This is a genomic window from Paenibacillus sp. NRS-1760 (assembly GCF_050467785.1).
In the GTDB taxonomy this organism is placed as follows: Bacteria; Bacillota; Bacilli; order Paenibacillales; family Paenibacillaceae; genus Pristimantibacillus.
Window position 1 is genome coordinate 267,768 of record NZ_JBITPK010000011.1, and the last position, 18,653, is coordinate 286,420.

An 18,653-nucleotide genomic window follows, 5' to 3' on the forward strand; every position below is an offset into this window, starting at 1 on the left:
TCTTAGATGTATGCTCTATCTGACAGTTTATCTTTTTTGCAGCAAAAAGAAAAGAGCCTGCACGCAAGGTGCAAGCTTCCATTGTATTGCGGCTTGTCTAGAAAACGATTACAATGAGATCATATTATTTATTACTATGAAATAGAGAGGTTGATTGACGATGAGTTCACCAAAAAGAAGACCGGCTACAATAAAAGCGAAACCAAAGGATGAAGTAAACAAAAAAGCGCTTGTATGGATTGGTTCAATCGTCGGCGTAGTTGTTGTAGCTGTCGCGCTGCTTCTTATTTTTACTTCGTAAGCGGTCTACGTCAACCATTTATAGATTTTCAAGGGATTGGTTTCGTTTTGGAGCGGCTCCAGCTGAAAACGTTCTGCTGGCTGCTGCACCTTAGACGGAAGCGTCCCATTTTTTATTTTGACAACCGTTCCTAGCGGCACCATATCAAACAACTCCTCCACATCGGCTTTGCCCATCCGGATACAGCCAAGTGATTCGTCCTTGCCAATACTGCCGGGTTCATCCGTTCCATGAATCGCGTACAGCGTATTCGATAATGTCATTCCTCGGCTTCCGAAGTTTCCATCGTCACGCCCATTCGGATTTCTAACCTTTTCACTTATGTAGAAGCTTCCCTCAGGTGTTGCATCGCCTCCGAGGCCCACCTTATAGCTGCGCACAATGATATCCCCTTGAATAACAGCAAGTCGATAACTCGCTTTATCTACCACGACCTCTAGCGGCTGGCTCCACTGTTTATCCAAAATTCCATTTGTGCCTACTATCGGACTCGTTCTTTTTTCGCTTTCCTCTTGCTGCTGATTTCCTGCTGCTTGTTCTTGTTCTTGGATTGAACGGTTTTTTTGTGCTTGCTCGGCTTTCAGCTTTCGCAATACAGCAGGAAACATAGAGCGCATACCGCTGCGTTCCCCGGAAAGAACATTGTTCGGATAAGGTTGAATAAGGTCATCCAGCTTCTCCGGCCACTTTTTATATTTTTTCTCATATTGATAGATGCCGCTTGCAAGCGTCCAGTGCGTCTCTTGCTGCACGCTCCATTCTTTATATTGTGCTGCTGCCGAGCTCGCCTCAGAAGGCTCACACTCGCAGGTAAGGCGGTCATACATCGTTACATCCAGCTTACTGCTTCCGTTTTCCTTTTCTATAGACATGAGCAGTCTAGTGTTCCCTGTCCATTTCCGCCAGCCCTCATCTTCCTCAAGGCGAGCTGCAATGGTATGAAGAGGTGCTTGCTTGCCGGCTGCAATGAGGCTGTTCCATGCGCTTCCGACTGGATTTCGTTCTTTACGCGGTATAAACACAACGCCAATTGGGTTCACTTCAACTAAGGTTATAGGCTCGGGCTGCTCTGGCCTTTCCTTGAATACGGAAGTACTAGCTGGAGCAAACACTGCAACGAGCAGGAACAATAGAGCTAATGCTCCTAATTTGCGAGCTCGTCTTTTTTTCTTTTGCTGCAAATCCCAATCTTTAAGCAGCTGCAATTGATTTTCCGATAACGGATGACTTTCATGCTCGAAGGCATCGTATACTTCACCAGCTTGCAGGAAGCAATAATTCGCTTTGCCCTCCTTGCCAGCGAGCTTGTATTGCTTGCCTAACAAATACCAACCCATTTGGTTATCAGGGTGCTGCTTTACAAATTGCTTCAAATAAAAAATATCTTCCGGAGAGTCCATCCCCCATCCTCCCGACATGTAGTATATATCCTCTATATCGGCAGGCAGGGAGTTTGATTGTAATCCGGCGTCCATTTCTGTTATTGCTGCATATACAAAAAAAGCTCCTCACCGCTGCATAGGCAAGCGAGGAGGAGCTTTTTTATCATCACTCAAAAATTAGTAATTAAAAGGAACGTCTGCAATTTTGATTGAATCTGTCGGACAGCCGTCAGCTGCATCCTGCAAATCATCGAACAAATCTTCAGGAATTTCAGTGTTGCCTGTATTACCGTCAGCTTTATAAATAACTTCTGCAAGACCTTCGTCATCATAATCATAAATGTCAGGAGCAGTCGCTCCGCAAGCTCCACAAGCGATGCACGTATCTTTTTCAACCCAAGTAAACTTACCCATGGAAATCCCCTCCCAAATAAATAAACGGAATAATCTCGTCTCTGTACAGTCAAGCTTCATTCATCAATATATAACAAACTATCGTCCTTTTGCAAGGATGTACCGCGAATTCGTTTATTCCTAATTAAGGTTGAAGGATCATCACCAAGCATTCCTGCCGTTAAAACAGCATCTTCTCCATACTTGTCGCGGAGCTGATCCATCGCTTTAGTCAACGCTTCTTTTCTCGGCTGTTTCTCGTAGCTGAACAAATCAAGCTGCAAGGCAGTTTCGGCAAGCAAAGTGAGGTTCTGGAGCGTTATGCCAAGCAGCCGAATCGGTTCGCCTTCCTTCCAATGCCGGTCATATAGCTTGCAAGCCTCCCTATAGAAATCTTCACTCGATTCCGTAGGTGCTGCAAGGGTGTGGGAGCGGGCAATCGTCGTCATATCCGGCTTGCGAATTGTGATTTGAACCGTGGTTGCGACCATCTTCTGCCTTCGCAGCCTGCGACCTGTCTGATCCGCCAAATTAAGCAGCACCCGGAAAACGTCGTCCCGCGAAGTAATATCGTTCGGAAGAGTGGTCGTATGACCGATCGATTTGTTCCGTTCCCGATTTGGGTTAACTTCAGAATAATCAAGTCCATGGGCAGCTGATTTCATCCAAGAGCCAACTACGCCAAAATGCTTATTCAGCATCGTTTCCTCCGATGCCGCCAACTGGCCAATCGTCCGAATATTCAGCTTGCTTAGCTTATCAGCCGTTTTTTTGCCGATGCCAAACAAATGATCGCACGGCTTATCCCAAAGCACCTTTTGCACATCACGAATCCGCAGCACAGTCAGCCCGTTTGGTTTTTTCATGTCGGATGCCATCTTTGCAAGCAGCTTATTTGGAGCTAAACCAATTGAACAAGGAAGAGACCACTCAGACTTGATCCGCTGCTGCAGCGAGGCCGCAATATCAAGCGGCGAGCCGAACATTTTCGAACCGGTAATGTCCATATAACATTCGTCAATCGATACAGACTCAACGAGCGGCGTATATTGTCTAGCGATTGCCATAAAGCCATGTGAATATTTGCGGTATAATGAAAAGTCCGGTTTGATTAATATAAGCTCAGGACAAAGTGTTAGTGCCTGTCTGACTGTCATTCCCGTCTTTATCCCTCTGCTCCGTGCTGCATAAGAACAAGTGACGAGGATACCCTTTCGCTGCTCAACGCTGCCGGACACTGCAGTTGGTTTGTCCTTATATTTCTCCGGCTCTTCAGCCTCATGTACGGAACAATAAAAAGCATTCATATCTAAATGAATGATTACTCGGCCCTTAGCCGGATAGAACTCATTCGTATTCGTCATAATCGCGCAAAACACCGCCTAACCTAAGCCATAAGCCTACATAAGCTTATCCACCCAAGCATACAATTCCAATAGGGTCAAGTCAACGAAGCAAGCGCGAGCTGACAAAAATTCCTTTTGCCCCCTCTACTTTCAAGGCGACAAGTGTTATAATACTAAATTATGATTTGAAAAGGCATTCAGTGAAGGAGGCGTCCCGTTAATGACAAAAAACATATCTATATTCGATACGACGCTGCGTGACGGTACTCAAGGTGAAGGGATCAGCCTGTCGGCAGATGACAAATTAAAAATTGCCCAGAAGCTCGACACGTTGGGCGTTCATTATATTGAAGGCGGAAATCCTGGAAGCAACAGTAAGGATATTGAGTTTTTTCAGCGGATCAAAGCTTTCAATTTAAGCGCCAAAATTACTGCCTTCGGCAGCACTCGTCGCAAAAACAGTTTGGCAGAGCAGGATGCCAGCCTTGTTCGCATCGTGGAGTCCGGTGTTCCGGCCGCTACGCTTGTAGGCAAGTCATGGGATTTCCATGTACATACAGCCCTGCAAACGACTTTAGAAGAAAATATGTCGATGATTTTTGATTCCATTGCTTTTCTAAAGCAAAATCAAATGGAAGCCTTGTTTGATGCCGAGCATTTTTTCGATGGCTACAAGAACAATCCAGAGTATGCCATTGCTGTTTTGAAGAAAGCACAGGAAGCTGGCGCCAACTGGCTCGTCCTATGCGACACGAACGGCGGCACATTGCCTAGTGAAATCCATGAAATCGTTTCGCGCGTGAAGCAGGAGCTAACGGCTCCTATCGGCATTCATACACATAATGACTGTGAGCTGGCTGTCGCAAACTCTTTAGCAGCAATCGAAGCCGGAGCTCGTCAAGTACAAGGCACGATTAACGGCTACGGCGAGCGCTGCGGGAACGCGAACCTATGCTCCATCATCCCTAACTTACAAATCAAAATGAATTATGACGTTTTGCCAGAGGATAAGCTTCGCACATTGACGAGTACTGCTCGATATATCAGTGAAATTGCGAATGTCCACATGCCTGTTGGTCAAGCTTATGTCGGCAATGCCGCATTCGCTCACAAAGGCGGCATTCATGTCTCCGCTATTATGAAGGATTCCAAAACTTATGAGCATATTCAACCAGAGCTTGTTGGCAACAAGCAGCGTATTCTAGTCTCTGAGCTCGCAGGACAAAGCAATATCATATCTAAGGCGAAAGAGCTTGGACTTGACGTCAACGCAAATAATGAGAAAACCAAGCTCATTATGGATCAAATTAAAGAGCTCGAGCATCAAGGCTATCAATTTGAAGGCGCCGACGCTTCTATGGAGCTGCTGCTTCGTGAAGCATTCGGCAGCGAAGTAAAAGAATTGTTCAAGGTTGAATCCTTCAAAATGCTCGTAGAAAAAACAAACGGCCAAATGATTTCAGAAGCGATTGTAAAAATCAACGTTGGCGGCCAGCAAGTTTATATGGCTGCTGAAGGCAACGGACCTGTCAACGCCCTCGATAACGCCCTGCGCAAGGCGCTGGTGCAGTTTTATCCGGAAATCGTTGATATCCATCTATCCGATTATAAAGTCCGTGTAATCGACGAGAAGGACGCTACAGCAGCTAAGGTGCGTGTTCTTATCGAGTCGACAGGACTAAACAATACGTGGAGCACAGTTGGCGTATCAAACAACGTCATCGAAGCAAGCTGGGAAGCTCTCGTAGACAGCATTCGTTATGCCCTGCTTAACATGGTGAAGGTTGACAGCACGTTAGTCGATCCTCACGATCGCATGGGCCTCGTCAATCATTAAAACAACAAAAAGAGTCGAACAGGCTGTTCACGCCTGCTCGACTCTTTTTTTGTTGTTGCTGCCTACTACATCCATTTCTCAATCATGCGTTCCCACTCCGCATAAGGAATGACGCCATTGATCCGCTCCCTAATGACACCCTCACTGTCAATAAGGAACGTTGTTGGAAACGTATCTACCTTATACTGCTTCGTCACATCGCCCACCCGATCCATTAAGATTGGAAACGTGAACTCATATTCTTTGACAAAGTCTCTAGCTGCCCGTTCTTTATCGAATTTCGTAGCATTAACGCCAACGAGTGAAATTTTTTCCCCGTATTGCTCATGCAGGCGCTGTAGATCCGGCGCTTCCAGCTCACAAGGTCCACACCAAGATGCCCAGAAATTAACGAAAGTCAGTTTATCCTGTTTACCCCCTATTTCATAGGACTTCTCATCAAGATCAGGGAGTTTAAAGGTTGTCGCTTGAAATCCCGCTTTCGGCTTAAAATCAACTGAAGTGGCTGCTATCGCTGCTGAATCAGAGTCATCATTTTTATATTGAAATACAGCTAATCCTGCAAACAGCAACGCAATCGTAAATAGTGCTGCGACACGCTTCATGAGGTTCCATCCTTTTTTTCACATTTTCAAATGCCTATATCGCTTCATGGTATCATGCACCGTATAGAAGCTCAATACACAGGACAAATTAGCCATCAAAACGTCATTTTTAAAGAAATGGTTCTTATCTATTCTCTGACGACTATTATGGGTAAGTTGAGTATTATTCATACCCAGCCTTATCGAAGTTAGCGGACTTAAGCCTATTTCGTTATACTTAATTCATTCGCATTATAAAAAAGGAGGCATTGTGTTGGAAACAAACCAAACGCGTGGCTGCATAACCAAATCGGCATTCGAGCGGCTTATTCAAATATGTGCGGATGCTCAACCTTTAGAGGCATGCGGCATTATGGCAAGCAGCCAATCCTTACATTCCATTGCCGCTGATCAAAATGAAGCCATAATAGATATCGTTATCCCCATAACTAATAATCATAACGATCCCATGCATTCGTTCTCGTTTGACCCGACCGAGTGGACCGCTGCTTATTATGACATGCAAAAAAACCGACAAACGCTTGTCGGCTTATTTCATTCGCATCCGCGTACAAAGGCTATTCCGTCTTCTAGCGACACTGACGGTTTCCTGCCCGCTTCGGAGCTTTCCTATTGGATTGTTTCACTGGAAAACACGAAATCGCCTGACGTTAAGCCCTATCGCCGCTCGGAAGGTTCATTTATTCCACTGCAGCTAGTGCTTGCTTAAGTAGGCATACAGATCGCCGAGTGTCGTAATATTTCGTTCCAAAATACGCGTCAAATAGTTCCGCCACAGCTTTGCTGTCATGATTGAATCCTGCAAAGCATGATGCCGCTCTGTAATTGGAATACAGCAGCTCTCAAGCAAATCATCGAGACTGTATCCTTCCAGATTGGGCTCGAGCCATTTGGCCACCATCATCATGTCCAGCACTCTGTGGTTCAAATTAATCTTTGACGTCCTCCACAATGCCGCGTTCAGAAATTGCTTATCGTGGCCGGAAGCATGAGCGATAAGCAGCCTTCTGCCGACAAACTCCATAAAATCATGAAGCACCTGCATCAAATCAGGAGCATCCTGAACCATTTCATTCGTAATGCCGGTTAGTTCGACTATCGCTTTCGGAATTCTTCGTTTAGGATTCACGAGACTATAAAAGGTTTCACTTTCAACAAGCTCGCCATCTCGAAACAATACAGCGCCAAATGAAATAATTTCATCCCCGTTATTCGGATAAAAGCCTGTTGTCTCCAGATCAAAAACAATGACCTCCAGCTCTCGAAGAGGCATATCGAACATCGACTGCTTGCGCTGCTCTTTGTTGACATTCCGAATAAACGCCATTTGCTGCGCATTTTGCGAGCCTAGCATAGAAGCGATGGCAGGCGTAAATCCTCCCATTTTGTATAGGTTCCACATGCGACCGACGCCTTTTTGTTCCTTCATTTCTCCACCGCCTTACGTAAACCTGCCCATTGTTTGCTTAAAAACCGTTCGTTGCAGCCTCTTGCCAAGACGCAGTCCGCTCTTAAGCTCATCCGTCATTTCCTTCGTAAGCTTATGGCTCGACAGCTTTCCATTGTTGGCATATAAGCCATCAGCATTTTTCTCAGTCGTCATTAGACGGAGCCGGAGAAAAATCCGAAAAGCTTGATCATAAATAGCCCCGTCAGCTGATGACATCTTCCCTGCCTTTACAAGCATTCTAATTCTTTCAAGCGTAGAGGTTTCACGGATGCCTTCTTGTATGGATAATAGCCGAATCGAATTAACCATAGGAATATAGGCGCCATATTTAATATCTAAGCTGCCCGCTTCCTCGCCATACTGCTCCTTTAGCAATTGGCCAAAAAAGCCTAGCAGCACCTTATGCCGAAGCGTATTATCCAGCATCCGCTGCAGGATGATCTGGTGGTTAAGCATATCAATAAAAAACAATTCTTTAAGCTGTTCAACGAGCTTATAATCACCGTAAATACAGCGGCCATCAGCGATAATAAGCAAATAGCGCACTGCCTCCCAAGCTGGCTCCTCAAACCAAGCACCGAGTTTAACGCCCCACTCCGAAATGGACAAACACCAGTCGGAGTTGCTGCTTAGCACATTGCCCTCACAAGGTGGGTAACCTACACTTTGGAGATTGTTTACAATGAGTGCACTTAAATTCAAAAAATAGTTCTTAACTTCTGTTGAATCAGCCACTGGATCCTGATAGACAACTCCGCTGTCTTGATCGCTTGACAAAGTTTGCTCTTGCCGACCGCCGCTGCCGAACAATACATATGCGTAAGGCACGGGGGGAGAACCATTCCCCCTCCGTGCCATTTCCGCTTCTGCGAGGATAATCGAGCGCTGAATCACCGCGTCGTGCACCTCATTTAATTGTTCATTAAATTGTTCGACTGGACGCGTTGGGAGAAGAGCCTCCATATGCTCGTGAACCTGATCCCGCAAGTTTCGCAGCCTATCCACATGATCAGCTGAACCAATCTGCTTAAGCAGCTGCAATCGCACCGGATCACTCATGCGACGCTCTCTCCTTTCGGTCAGTCCATCGCGTATCTTCTATTAGCCTTGAATGTTTTGACCAGCTTTTTTCATTTGCTCAGGATAACCATAAGCTCCATGCTCACTCAGGTCAAGACCGACAATTTCTTGCTCTTCTGTTACGCGGAAGCCCATCACAAGCTTCATAATACCTAGAATAAGGAATGATGCAGCGAGTACGAATGCGCCAACGACTACTACCGATTCGAATTGAACCCAAAGTTGCTTCCAGCTGCCTGTGTCGATCAAGCCGCCTGTACCTACGCCTACTTTATCAGCTAGTTCTTGTGTTGCAAAGATACCGTTGGCAAGCGTACCCCACACACCAGCCGCGCCGTGTACAGATAGAGCATAGATAGGATCATCAACTTTAACTTTCTCGAAAAATTTCACACTGTAGAACACGAGCACGCCAGCTACTAAACCGATTACGACTGCCGCCCAAGGAGCGACGTAAGCACAAGAAGCTGTAATTGCAACTAGACCTGCTAGCGTACCATTCAGCATAGCCGTAATGTCAGCTTTGCCTGTTACTGCCCAAGAGATAAGAAGTGCTGCCACGCCGCCTGCGCCTGCTCCAAGCATCGTGTTGAATGCTACATATCCAAAAAATCCATCGCCAATCGCTACCGTGCTGCCTGCGTTGAACCCAAACCAGCCCACCCATAGAAGCAATACAGAAAGTGCTGTGAATACTTGGTTATGTCCCAAAATCTCATTCGCAGAGCCGTCTTTGTTAAATTTGCCAATACGAGGTTTAAGTAATACAGTCGCTGCAAATGCTGCAAGCGCACCCGTTAAGTGAACAACCGTGGAGCCAGCAAAATCTTGCGCTCCATCTTCAGCGAGCCAGCCGCCGCCCCAGATCCAGTGAGCTACTACAGGGTAGATTATGGCAATGAAGAATACGGTAAATACGATATAAGCTGAAAGTTTAGCTCTTTCTGCAAAACCGCCCCATGCTATGGAAAGCGAAACCGCTGCAAATGCTAATTGGAACAAGAAGAATACAGTACTTGGATAGCTCTCGCCTTCACCAGCTGCTAGGGATGGATCGAAGAAGAAATTACCCCAGCCGATCAATGCGTTAATTCCGCTATCGCCGCCAAATGCGATGCCGTAGCCGAAAGCCCAATAAATAAGTGCTGCCAAACCCGTTGTGAAAATCGTTTTGCCAGCAACGTGACCAGCATTTTTCATCCGTGTTGAGCCTGTTTCAAGAAGAATAAAACCGCCTTGCATGAGAAGAACAAGAATGAATGAGAGCATAACCCATAGAGAGTTGAGACCCATGTTCAACGTTGCTGCGGAAGGATCCTCTGCAAACGCCATTACCGGGAACAATAAGGTGAAGATTCCTAAAGCTAACATCGTTTTCTTAATCATTACGACCACTCCCTAAATGTTATATTTCCTTACACGTTAAGAAAGACTTAATGTCATTATAGTCAGTAGTGCTCAATTTGACAATACGTTTTAACTATTTTTATAAAAAAAATCAAACGTTCGGCATATAATCTAACACGAACGTTAAGAAATGAGGCAAATCAACCCCAAAATCGTCAGTTGAAACTCCTTATTCTTCGCATTTTCACTCTATATAGGTATTGGTTCCTACTTTTTCTAGTTAAAAGCGAAAATCACTATGACTCACACCCGTTTCATGTCACCTAAATTGCGTTATATAGAAGAAACACATGAAAGTGCCCTGTCGAAATTAAAAAATTGACACTAAAATTGTATAGTCATGTAACACGTTTGACTGTATGGTTACTTTCCTATTATCATTAGAGGAACAATAGTTATACGTTTTCCCATAAGATGGTGATTGTGAAATTCACCTCAATAGGTAATGATGTTCTTTTAGACATGACTAGCTAAAACAACAAACCTGTTCTTTGTCGACACATCATCTCAGAATGAGATGAAACATAAGCTTAGTACGCAAGCGGAATCTAGTTTACTTATATTTTGAACGAATGGAGGATTTGAAAATGTATCGTATCGGAGAACTATCCAAGCTTGCGCAAATCAGTGCACGAACCATTGATTATTACACTTCAATCGGTCTAATAGAGCCTGCAGAGCGTTCCGCCAAAAACTATCGCCTCTATTCTGATGAAACTTTGCAGCGTCTGGAACGTATTGAACAGATGAAAAAAGATAAATATACATTAGATGAGATTAAGGCCACAATTGAAAGCTGGAGCAAGATTACACCTGAGGAGCAGGTCTCACGTAAGCTTACGGACTTGCAGTACCATCTAAGCCAGCTCGAGCGTGAAGTGAAGGAGTTAGAGCCTGTTATTAAGAAGCTCAAGCCTCGTCAAGCCAATCACCTCTACACGCGTCTTATGCCGCAAACCGCAGCTTGCATAGAGGCACTCATGCTTCTCATTAACAAAAGCTCCCTCATGTAGCTATACATTTCATCAAAAATTGGAGGAATGACTCAATGGCGTTTATCTATGTTTTAATCGTACTTGCATTTATACTAACAATTTGGGCTCAATTCCGAGTCAAAGGAACGTTTAAAAAATGGACGCAAGTTCAAGCGAACAGTGGTTTAACCGGTTACCAGGCAGCACGAAGAATGCTTGATTCTAACGGACTTCATGATGTACCGATCGAGCCAGTACGCGGTACACTGACCGATCATTACGATCCGATTCACCGAGTTGTACGTTTGTCGGAGCCTGTGTATTATGAAAATTCAATTTCAGCGATTTCAGTCGCTTGTCACGAAGTCGGCCATGCCATACAGCATGCGGAGCATTACCCAATGCTCGTGCTCAGACATCGTATATTCCCAGTCGTGAACTTTGCATCTGGCGTAGCACCATTTTTATTTATTGCCGGTATTCTATTCTCAGCACTCAACCTAATTGGGCTTGGCATCATATTTTTCTCAGTAGCAGTTGCCTTTCAGGTCATTACACTTCCGGTTGAATTTAATGCGAGCAACCGAGCTAGAGACATTATGGTTGCTGAAGGGTTCATAACGAATGATGAGGAGCGCGGGGTTGCAAAGGTGCTTAACGCAGCGGCTTTAACGTATGTAGCAGCGGCTCTCTTGTCCTTGCTGGAGCTTGTCAGATATATCTTAATCTTCGTAGGCAGCAGCCGTCAGGAATAAGCTTACGTGTCTTATAGCTAAACAAAAGAGGAGCAGTTCCCCTTCGGTCTTCATCGACCAACAGGAACTGCTCCTCTTTTATTTATTCTTTTATCTATTTTATCGTGTTCTGGAAATAACGAAGCAGAAAACCGTGAAACACCTTCGCAACTAAAGGCAATTTCTCATTTGAACGCTGGATAAGTCCGATAGTACGAGTCACCTGAGGTTCAATCACCCTAACTTTAGTCGGCTGCAATGGCCCTGTATAGTGAAGCGCCATCTCTGGAAGAAGACTTACGCCCATCCCAGCGGCTACCAAACCGCGAATCGTATCCGTCTCTTCCCCTTCAAAACCAATCTTCGGTGTAAAACCTGCCTCTTGGCAAGCTCCCCATACGATCGGCCTAAGAGAATACCCTTCGCTAAACAACACGAACGTCTCATGCTCCAGCTCTTTCAGTTCAATCGATGCTTTGTCCGATAAACGATGCCCTGGCGGCAATATCGCATATAGCTCCTCTGTCAGCAATACTTGGCCGCAAACGAATTCATGTTCATCCGGGAAAGGAGATATGAACGCCAAGTCAATCTCGCCTTTCACCATATCACGAATAAGCGAAGGATACATCCCCTGCTTAAATTTAAATTTCACATTCGGATGGAGCTTGCGGAAAGCTGCCACAACCTGTGGAATTAATGAGATCCCAAGACTATGCGGGAAGCCCAGTCTAATTTCACCCTTCTCGGGGTCAAGAAATTCATGTATTTCAATGACAGCACGTTCCAGATCAGCCAATATCACTTCAGCCCGCTTTAGAAAAAGCTGACCGACTGGTGTGAGCTGCAAATTTCTACCTTTTTGAACGAACAGTTTTACGCCAAGCTCTTCTTCAAGCTGATGAATCTGCCGGCTTACTGCAGATTGCGCCACATGCAGCTCTTCCGCTGCTTGCGTTACATGCTCTTTTTTCGCTACTTTTACAAAATAATGAAGCTGACGAAGTTCCATACCGGTTCAATTCTCTCCCGTACTTACATAGTTTTTATGAGTATCGCTTTTTCTTTTGAGTCTTTATTCGGTCAAAGAAATGGTAGAGCAAGAAGCCTGCAAGAGCGCCGCCAACATGTGCCCATAAATCCACTTTGGCTACTACAATCGAATAAATAACCCCAAATATTAATATCGTGTACACCGTTTTACGAGAGCTCTCGTCAAGCTGAGCCTTGCGGAACAACGATATGAACAGAAAGGCGCCATACACGCCGTAAATTGCCCCAGAGGCTCCTACACCTATATGACCATTAAGATCGTCTTGCAGCACATTTACGAAAGCGCTCATCGCATTTCCCGCAATTCCACAAAGCAAATAAAATATAATATATCTCGTTTGTTTAAGCAGATACTCTAGCGGCGGTGCAAACACGAGCAATGCAAACATATTGTAGAGCAAATGCTCAAATCCCGCATGCATGAACATGCTTGTTATATAACGCCATGGCTGTTCTAATCCAAATGGATCGTTCACAGGGTCAGTAGCAAAAGCACCATACTGGTATGCATGCAAGGAATCATTAGGATCGCCATTCCATAATACGACAATAAAATAAATAATATTCAATAAAATTAATATTGATGTTACGGGATACATCTTTAAGTAAGAGCGAAAGCTCTCATATCGCAAGAAGATCACGAGTACATCCCCTTTCTCAATCCAACAATTGGACAAGGTTGTTTCATAACGATTATAATAAATCTGGTATTGACCATATCTTTTAGAGGAGGAAATTTACAAATGACACAAGAACGTAATGGAGCTGCCACATTCAAAGGCAACCCGATCACATTAGTAGGTCCAGAACTTAAAGCAGGGGACAAAGCCCCAGATTTCAATCTTAACAAATCACTTGTTGAAAATGTTTCCCTCAAGGACTACTCCGGTAAAATCAAACTAATCAGCGTTGTGCCTTCAATCGACACTGGCGTTTGCGATGCACAAACTCGTCGCTTTAACGAAGCTGCTGGCGAACTAGGCGACAATGTTGTTGTCCTAACTGTCAGCGTTGATCTACCGTTCGCACAAGCACGCTGGTGCGGTGCTGCAGGTATCGACAAAGTTGTGCTGCTGTCTGACTACAAAGCGCATAGCTTTGGTGAATCATATGGCGTATATATTAAAGAACTTGGTTTGGATCAACGTTCGATCTTCGTTATCGATGCTAATGATACGATCCAATATGTTGAATATTTGCCTGAAATGACAGAGCACCCGAATTACGAGCAAGCAATCAACGCTGTAAAAGCACTCGTGTAAATTCAAAACAAAGAAGTTTTTCAGCACTATTGCAAACAAAGCGAGTGAAGGCTACCCTTCCTCGCTTTGTTTATGAATTAATTATTTACTTTAAATGCAGCTAGCTTCTTATCAAGCGTACGATATAAATCCATAATGACTCTGTAATTAGAACCAAGATCCCCTAGTGAGCCGCGGGATGCTGAATAAATATCGACAGCTGATTGGAGCGGATTTACGCTAATAACGGAAACGGTAATGTCCATCGTTCTTCCAAATGCTGTGCGCTTCTCCAGCACAATCTCCCCTACGGATTGCACCTCATGAAGCACCTTATATCCTTGCATTTTCTTAAGAGTCGATATCACTTCTTCCCAAGCCTTATCTTTCGACAGCTTGTAGAAATGAGATTTGAGCATTGGATCCTTAGCCCTGTCGCCCGTCTGTTCATGACTGCGCAGCAGCCCGATCAAGGTCCGCTTCAACAACAACGATCTCCCCCTCCGGCATCTATGTACATTACTCTATATGATACCATGATTTGTCCCATGAAAAAAGAGCTATCACTGGATTTAACCAGCAAATGCTCTTTATTTGAAAATGAGAACCCGCCTATGCCGTCCGACTCACATGTTTCTGAACCCGCTTACGCAGGTGGGTGACCGCAGAACCGCTTTTGAGATCCCCTTTCGGGGGCATGTCAGCTGCGTCTCGATGTTGGTCTCCCGTGAAACAGCCATTGGTTCAAAACAGCGTAAAGCCGTAACGAGCATCGCAGGAGGTATTGCTTATTATAGACTGAACAAAAGAAAAAGTAAACTTTGATGGGCTGTTATTTACTGGAGTCGCTCGAATCTTCTTTAACCAAATCGATACGGTCTAGCTCAGCTGCCTTCTCCGCTTCTTCTTCCTCTGCCAAACGCGCTTTCTCCGCTTGGTCTTGAAGCTTCTGGTAAATCAAGTTGAAGTTCCAGAACGCCAGGTAAGCGATGATGCTGCCCATAAAGAAAGGAATAAGAAAAGTGAATCTAGTACTGAAATACATAACCGCGCCGCTCATAATCGCTGTTGAAAGCGAACGAAAAGGTTTGCCGATCGTAATGAGAACAGCGTTTTTCAGTAATTGAAACGTTTTCATATGATAGTGGACAAGCATAGAGAAAAAATTAAATAACGATACGATTAACAGCAGCAAAAATGCAATGAAAATGTATGAAAGCAAATTCAATTGTTCACGATATACGATAAAGTCAACAACCATAATTGCAAGCAGTATCGTATAAATAATACCGCCTAGCATACTTTGCTTATAATTTTCCTTGTATCCGCGGAAGAACGTTTTGAACAGCGCAACGTCACTCTCTCCCATTACCCATTTGCGCGCAACCGCAAACATAGCTGCTGTTGCTGGAAATAAGGAGAACGGCGCGACGACTGCCATCGCAATAAGAGCGGAATAGATTTGATTGACATCCTGTGACAAAACCAATCCCCATGCAAAAAAAGCGAATGGAATCGAACAGATCAACCACAAAACATTAATAACTGCCAATCTCATGATCCATTCCGAAATTCGGTAAAACCCACCCATTAGCCCCTTTGGTTCCATCGGATCTGCCTCCAGAAAAGTAAGATTACTCCCACTAGACTACAAAGTATAGCGGAATTCGTATATCTGTTTTGTAATAAGACAACCAATAGAATAATAATAAAAAAATCGAGGTCGTCCAGATGCCCGTTAGGGATCACGGACTTCCTCGATTTTTTTGGTTATACAAGGGAAACGATTATTAGTTATTTACATAACCGTCGGAAGAGCTTTTTGGACGACGGTTTTCTGGACGCCCTTCGCTGCTTCTTTTACCAGCGTAGCCGCCGCCACTGCTGCTGCCGCCACGGGACTCATAGCCACCGCGTGAGCTGCCGCCAGTACTGCTGCCGCTGCTGCGTCTGTCATCGCGACCGCGATATCCGCCGCCACCGCTGCCGCCAGTGCTGCTGCTGCGATTGCCGCCGTATGAAGAGGACGAACCGCTGCGGTTGAATGGACGACCGTTTGAACGAATGTCCGGCTTGCGTTTTTTCGCGCGAAGCGGATCTTCCGGTGTCAATTCGATTTCTACGTTTTTCTTCTCGCCAGTCAGCAATTTAATTGCTGCTGAGAGCAAGTGAACGGAATCATATTGCTCAAGCAATTGAATCGAAATCGCTTTGTACTCAGAGAACTCTTCGTTTTGAACGACTTCAAGAAGACGTTCAGCTGTTACGCGTTGTTTGCCTTCAATCGCTTCTGCGATGCTTGGAAGCGGCTTGCGATTCATCTTCTGACGCGTTACTTTCTCGATGAAATGCAAGTGGTCCGTTTCACGAGGTGTAACGAATGACCAAGCTGTACCTTCTTTACCTGCGCGGCCTGTACGACCGATACGGTGAACATAGCTCTCAGGATCTTGCGGAAGGTCAAAGTTGATAACATGCGTTACGCCGGATACATCAAGGCCACGAGCAGCAACGTCAGTCGCTACCAATACATCGATGCTGCCATCACGGAATTTACGCATTACGCTGTCGCGTTGGTTCTGCGACAAGTCGCCGTGCAAACCGTCTGCAGTATATCCACGTTTTTGAAGCGCTTCGCTAAGCTCATCAACCCGACGTTTTGTACGACCGAAAATGATAGCTAGCTCAGGGGATTCCATATCAAGCAAGCGGCTAAGCGCTTCGAACTTCTGGCGCTCATGCACTTCAATATAAGATTGCTCAATAAGTGGAGCTGTGATTTGTTTTGGAATAACTGAAACATGCTCAGGGTTTTTCAGAAATTGCTGTGCAAGCTTCTGAATGTTTGCTGGCATTGTTGCAGAGAACAGCATGGTGTGACGCTCGTCTGGCACTTGCTTAAGGATAGATTGAATATCCTCCATGAAGCCCATATCAAGCATTTCATCTGCTTCATCCAAAATAACGGTTTGTACATCTTCAAGACGGATTGTTTTGCGGTTGATGTGATCAAGCAAACGTCCTGGTGTACCGATAATAATTTGAGGCTTCTTCTTCAATGCACGGATTTGACGACCAATTTCTTGTCCGCCATAAATCGGCAACGAGCGAAGACCTTTGTACCTTGTTAGCTTCCCGATCTCGTCAGCCACTTGAATAGCGAGTTCACGGGTTGGCGTCATTATTAATGCGACAATGCGTTCCTCGCTTGTCGGAATTTTGTTAATGAGCGGAATTCCGAATGCCGCTGTCTTTCCTGTACCCGTTTGTGCTTGGCCAATTAAATCTTGTCCCGCCATAGCAATAGGGATAGCTTTGTCTTGAATCGGGGTAGATTCCTCGAATCCAAGTTCGGTAATTGCTTGTAACACTTTTGGTTCCAAGCCAAATTCAGCAAATGTTTTCAAACTTTTCTCAAACTCCTTTTATCTGCAGCCTACTTAAGAATATCCAAATCATTATAGCACACAATCAATCATGAATACCAGCAAACCAATTTAAGCCATACTAAGCATGCCAAAATAAAGGAATTAAACAAGTCGGTTGCATTGGAGCGATTTTATTGAATCCGCATTCCCTGCGTTACCTTTTTACAATCCCAATGATGACGATAGGCGCCTTCCTTATCGCACTGGGCTTCAATTTTTTTCTAATTCCGCACCAGCTGCTTAGCGGTGGAATATCTGGTATTTCCATGATGGTCGGCTATATTACGGGCGGAAACATCGCCTTGCTTTATTTTATCCTCAATGTGCCGGTGCTATTATGGGGATGGTTTATCGTAGGTCATCGCTTTATTATATGGAGCGTCTACACCGTTGTCGCCTCTACGGTGTTCTTACAGATCATACCCGTCATGAAAATTGCGGATGACCTTATGCTTGGCGCTGTATTCGGCGGGATTATAGTCGGGTTTGGCAGCGGCTTAACACTTCGGTACGGCGGCTCATCAGGCGGTTTCGATATTATTGCCTCGATTGCAACGCGTAAACACGATTGGCCAATAGGCATGATTATATTTTTATTGAATGGCGTAGTCATTGCAGTGTTGATTTTGTTTACGAAGGACTGGAATTTAGCCTTATACTCGCTCGTCGCTATTTTTTCCGCTGGAAAAGTAGTAGATCTCATCCACGTGAGGCATATTAAACTTACGGCCTTCATCATCACGACCAAAACCGAAGAGCTGCTCGCAAAGCTGCTCTTGCACCCGCGCGGAATTACAATAATAAAAACACGCGGTGCATATTCTTCGGGTGATCGCGATATGCTGATGACTGTAAGAACGAAATATGAAATAGCAGAGCTTTGCAAAACGATTACCACCATCGACCCGCGTGCATTCATTAACATCGTAGAAACGGTTGGTGTCATCGGCGATTTTTACAAGCCAAAAGACTAAATCATATACGCAGGTATGGATTTTACACCGTATCCCTATGTTTTTGAAAATGATCCTGATATAATGTTTGTATCCCGTAGTTTGGTTTCTTGCCATATGATTTCCCCTAAACATTAGATATGAAAGGGTGAGGCTCAGGTGGATATGGAAACGGTCAAATTGTCTCAAATTGTAGAGAAGCTAGCCCCAGAGCTCAGTCCTTTTCTTACGAAACGCGAATTGGACATCAGCATTGTGCTGCGTGACGGTCTTGCAGTATTAGAGCCTGCTGACGCAATGGAAATTGTGCAGCACAGTATTTGCAATCAGCAGAGAGAAGCTTTGTTACAATGACAATGCGGGACACACACGGATTATTTATGCGCCAGTCGAGTCACACTCGGCTGGCTTTTGTTTGTTTTGCAGGAAAACGGTGTCGATAATCCCCTATTCGCAAGTCATTATTTCA

At 44.8% G+C, this 18,653-nt stretch carries 20 protein-coding genes and 1 other RNA gene; 8 read left to right on the forward strand and 13 right to left on the reverse strand.

The annotated features are described in order from the left end of the window. Positions 1-160 precede the first annotated feature (160 nt). On the forward strand, positions 161-301 hold the full coding sequence (locus ACIFSR_RS15075) for a hypothetical protein (protein ID WP_179089760.1): 141 nt from the start codon (positions 161-163) through the stop codon (positions 299-301). Between the two features lie 5 nt (positions 302-306). On the opposite strand, the gene ACIFSR_RS15080 is transcribed toward ACIFSR_RS15075, so the two are convergent. From ACIFSR_RS15080 to ACIFSR_RS15090, 3 genes are all read right to left on the reverse strand, one after another. Next, positions 307-1,701, reverse strand: coding sequence for a L,D-transpeptidase (locus ACIFSR_RS15080; protein WP_430058029.1), 1,395 nt, complete (start codon positions 1,699-1,701; stop codon positions 307-309). A gap of 159 nt (positions 1,702-1,860) precedes the next feature. Beyond that, positions 1,861-2,097 carry a ferredoxin gene (locus tag ACIFSR_RS15085; RefSeq protein ID WP_053376893.1) on the reverse strand — a complete coding sequence of 79 codons (237 nt, stop codon included), beginning with the start codon at positions 2,095-2,097 and terminating at the stop codon, positions 1,861-1,863. Between the two features lie 56 nt (positions 2,098-2,153). Next, positions 2,154-3,440 carry a DNA polymerase IV gene (locus ACIFSR_RS15090; RefSeq protein WP_430058031.1) on the reverse strand — a complete coding sequence of 429 codons (1,287 nt, stop codon included), beginning with the start codon at positions 3,438-3,440 and terminating at the stop codon, positions 2,154-2,156. A gap of 202 nt (positions 3,441-3,642) precedes the next feature. Between ACIFSR_RS15090 and cimA the strand changes: the two genes are divergently transcribed. After that, complete coding sequence (cimA, locus tag ACIFSR_RS15095) at positions 3,643-5,259, forward strand: citramalate synthase (protein ID WP_076266839.1); 1,617 nt, start codon at positions 3,643-3,645, stop codon at positions 5,257-5,259. Between the two features lie 65 nt (positions 5,260-5,324). On the opposite strand, the gene ACIFSR_RS15100 is transcribed toward cimA, so the two are convergent. Continuing rightward, positions 5,325-5,864 carry a TlpA family protein disulfide reductase gene (locus tag ACIFSR_RS15100; protein ID WP_076266838.1) on the reverse strand — a complete coding sequence of 180 codons (540 nt, stop codon included), beginning with the start codon at positions 5,862-5,864 and terminating at the stop codon, positions 5,325-5,327. 253 nt (positions 5,865-6,117) lie between these two features. Between ACIFSR_RS15100 and ACIFSR_RS15105 the strand changes: the two genes are divergently transcribed. After that, positions 6,118-6,573: a M67 family metallopeptidase gene (locus tag ACIFSR_RS15105; protein WP_430058034.1), complete on the forward strand. Its 456-nt coding sequence runs from the start codon at positions 6,118-6,120 to the stop codon at positions 6,571-6,573. Here ACIFSR_RS15105 and ACIFSR_RS15110 read toward each other — a convergent pair. From ACIFSR_RS15110 to ACIFSR_RS15120, 3 genes are read right to left on the reverse strand one after another with little or no spacing between them, the layout of a single operon-like run. Beyond that, positions 6,559-7,293: a 3'-5' exonuclease gene (locus ACIFSR_RS15110; RefSeq protein WP_076266836.1), complete on the reverse strand. Its 735-nt coding sequence runs from the start codon at positions 7,291-7,293 to the stop codon at positions 6,559-6,561. The two genes, ACIFSR_RS15105 and ACIFSR_RS15110, sit on opposite strands and share 15 nt — an antisense overlap. Before the next feature lie 12 nt (positions 7,294-7,305). Continuing rightward, on the reverse strand, positions 7,306-8,373 hold the full coding sequence (locus ACIFSR_RS15115; RefSeq protein ID WP_076266835.1) for a DUF294 nucleotidyltransferase-like domain-containing protein: 1,068 nt from the start codon (positions 8,371-8,373) through the stop codon (positions 7,306-7,308). A 42-nt stretch (positions 8,374-8,415) separates the two neighbouring features. Further along, positions 8,416-9,780 (reverse strand): ammonium transporter, encoded by a 1,365-nt coding sequence (locus ACIFSR_RS15120; protein WP_430058036.1) that lies wholly within the window; start codon positions 9,778-9,780, stop codon positions 8,416-8,418. A gap of 608 nt (positions 9,781-10,388) precedes the next feature. Between ACIFSR_RS15120 and ACIFSR_RS15125 the strand changes: the two genes are divergently transcribed. After that, positions 10,389-10,814, forward strand: coding sequence for a MerR family transcriptional regulator (locus ACIFSR_RS15125; RefSeq protein WP_372238962.1), 426 nt, complete (start codon positions 10,389-10,391; stop codon positions 10,812-10,814). Between the two features lie 35 nt (positions 10,815-10,849). Then, on the forward strand, positions 10,850-11,530 hold the full coding sequence (locus tag ACIFSR_RS15130) for a zinc metallopeptidase (RefSeq protein ID WP_430058038.1): 681 nt from the start codon (positions 10,850-10,852) through the stop codon (positions 11,528-11,530). A gap of 94 nt (positions 11,531-11,624) precedes the next feature. On the opposite strand, the gene ACIFSR_RS15135 is transcribed toward ACIFSR_RS15130, so the two are convergent. Continuing rightward, positions 11,625-12,521: a LysR family transcriptional regulator gene (locus ACIFSR_RS15135; RefSeq protein WP_339203529.1), complete on the reverse strand. Its 897-nt coding sequence runs from the start codon at positions 12,519-12,521 to the stop codon at positions 11,625-11,627. 34 nt (positions 12,522-12,555) lie between these two features. Further along, positions 12,556-13,203 (reverse strand): rhomboid family intramembrane serine protease, encoded by a 648-nt coding sequence (locus ACIFSR_RS15140; RefSeq protein ID WP_339203530.1) that lies wholly within the window; start codon positions 13,201-13,203, stop codon positions 12,556-12,558. 102 nt (positions 13,204-13,305) lie between these two features. Here ACIFSR_RS15140 and tpx point away from each other — a divergent pair, with 102 nt between their 5' ends. Then, positions 13,306-13,824 carry a thiol peroxidase gene (gene tpx / locus ACIFSR_RS15145; RefSeq protein WP_076266829.1) on the forward strand — a complete coding sequence of 173 codons (519 nt, stop codon included), beginning with the start codon at positions 13,306-13,308 and terminating at the stop codon, positions 13,822-13,824. Positions 13,825-13,901: 77 nt separating this feature from the next. Here tpx and ACIFSR_RS15150 read toward each other — a convergent pair whose 3' ends face one another. From ACIFSR_RS15150 to ACIFSR_RS15165, 4 genes are all read right to left on the reverse strand, one after another. Further along, the gene (locus ACIFSR_RS15150) at positions 13,902-14,291 is read right to left on the reverse strand and encodes a DUF1499 domain-containing protein (protein WP_083681704.1); all 390 of its coding nucleotides are present in this window, start codon (positions 14,289-14,291) and stop codon (positions 13,902-13,904) included. A 113-nt stretch (positions 14,292-14,404) separates the two neighbouring features. Further along, a non-coding RNA gene (ssrS, locus tag ACIFSR_RS15155) (6S RNA) lies at positions 14,405-14,587 on the reverse strand. 48 nt (positions 14,588-14,635) lie between these two features. Then, positions 14,636-15,412 (reverse strand): YesL family protein, encoded by a 777-nt coding sequence (locus ACIFSR_RS15160; RefSeq protein WP_430058041.1) that lies wholly within the window; start codon positions 15,410-15,412, stop codon positions 14,636-14,638. A 181-nt stretch (positions 15,413-15,593) separates the two neighbouring features. Beyond that, the gene (locus ACIFSR_RS15165; RefSeq protein ID WP_339203532.1) at positions 15,594-17,210 is read right to left on the reverse strand and encodes a DEAD/DEAH box helicase; all 1,617 of its coding nucleotides are present in this window, start codon (positions 17,208-17,210) and stop codon (positions 15,594-15,596) included. Positions 17,211-17,404: 194 nt separating this feature from the next. Between ACIFSR_RS15165 and ACIFSR_RS15170 the strand changes: the two genes are divergently transcribed. Together ACIFSR_RS15170 and ACIFSR_RS15175 are read left to right on the forward strand one after the other, a co-directional pair. Further along, the gene (locus ACIFSR_RS15170) at positions 17,405-18,205 is read left to right on the forward strand and encodes a YitT family protein (RefSeq protein ID WP_339209686.1); all 801 of its coding nucleotides are present in this window, start codon (positions 17,405-17,407) and stop codon (positions 18,203-18,205) included. 144 nt (positions 18,206-18,349) lie between these two features. Further along, positions 18,350-18,538, forward strand: a complete 189-nt coding sequence (locus ACIFSR_RS15175) for a hypothetical protein (protein WP_076267060.1) — start codon at positions 18,350-18,352, stop codon at positions 18,536-18,538. The last annotated feature ends 115 nt before the right edge of the window (positions 18,539-18,653 follow it).

Bases quoted from the DNA above. Each gene is read 5' to 3' on its own strand.
- ACIFSR_RS15075 (WP_179089760.1), top strand. From the start codon at position 161: ATGAGTTCACCAAAAAGAAGACCGGCTACAATAAAAGCGAAACCAAAG.
- ACIFSR_RS15080 (WP_430058029.1), bottom strand. From the start codon at position 1,701: ATGGACTCTCCGGAAGATATTTTTTATTTGAAGCAATTTGTAAAGCAG.
- ACIFSR_RS15085 (WP_053376893.1), bottom strand. From the start codon at position 2,097: ATGGGTAAGTTTACTTGGGTTGAAAAAGATACGTGCATCGCTTGTGGA.
- ACIFSR_RS15090 (WP_430058031.1), bottom strand. From the start codon at position 3,440: ATGACGAATACGAATGAGTTCTATCCGGCTAAGGGCCGAGTAATCATT.
- cimA (WP_076266839.1), top strand. From the start codon at position 3,643: ATGACAAAAAACATATCTATATTCGATACGACGCTGCGTGACGGTACT.
- ACIFSR_RS15100 (WP_076266838.1), bottom strand. From the start codon at position 5,864: ATGAAGCGTGTCGCAGCACTATTTACGATTGCGTTGCTGTTTGCAGGA.
- ACIFSR_RS15110 (WP_076266836.1), bottom strand. From the start codon at position 7,293: ATGAAGGAACAAAAAGGCGTCGGTCGCATGTGGAACCTATACAAAATG.
- ACIFSR_RS15115 (WP_076266835.1), bottom strand. From the start codon at position 8,373: ATGAGTGATCCGGTGCGATTGCAGCTGCTTAAGCAGATTGGTTCAGCT.
- ACIFSR_RS15120 (WP_430058036.1), bottom strand. From the start codon at position 9,780: ATGATTAAGAAAACGATGTTAGCTTTAGGAATCTTCACCTTATTGTTC.
- ACIFSR_RS15125 (WP_372238962.1), top strand. From the start codon at position 10,389: ATGTATCGTATCGGAGAACTATCCAAGCTTGCGCAAATCAGTGCACGA.
- ACIFSR_RS15130 (WP_430058038.1), top strand. From the start codon at position 10,850: ATGGCGTTTATCTATGTTTTAATCGTACTTGCATTTATACTAACAATT.
- ACIFSR_RS15135 (WP_339203529.1), bottom strand. From the start codon at position 12,521: ATGGAACTTCGTCAGCTTCATTATTTTGTAAAAGTAGCGAAAAAAGAG.
- tpx (WP_076266829.1), top strand. From the start codon at position 13,306: ATGACACAAGAACGTAATGGAGCTGCCACATTCAAAGGCAACCCGATC.
- ACIFSR_RS15160 (WP_430058041.1), bottom strand. From the start codon at position 15,412: ATGGAACCAAAGGGGCTAATGGGTGGGTTTTACCGAATTTCGGAATGG.
- ACIFSR_RS15170 (WP_339209686.1), top strand. From the start codon at position 17,405: ATGATGACGATAGGCGCCTTCCTTATCGCACTGGGCTTCAATTTTTTT.
- ACIFSR_RS15175 (WP_076267060.1), top strand. From the start codon at position 18,350: ATGGAAACGGTCAAATTGTCTCAAATTGTAGAGAAGCTAGCCCCAGAG.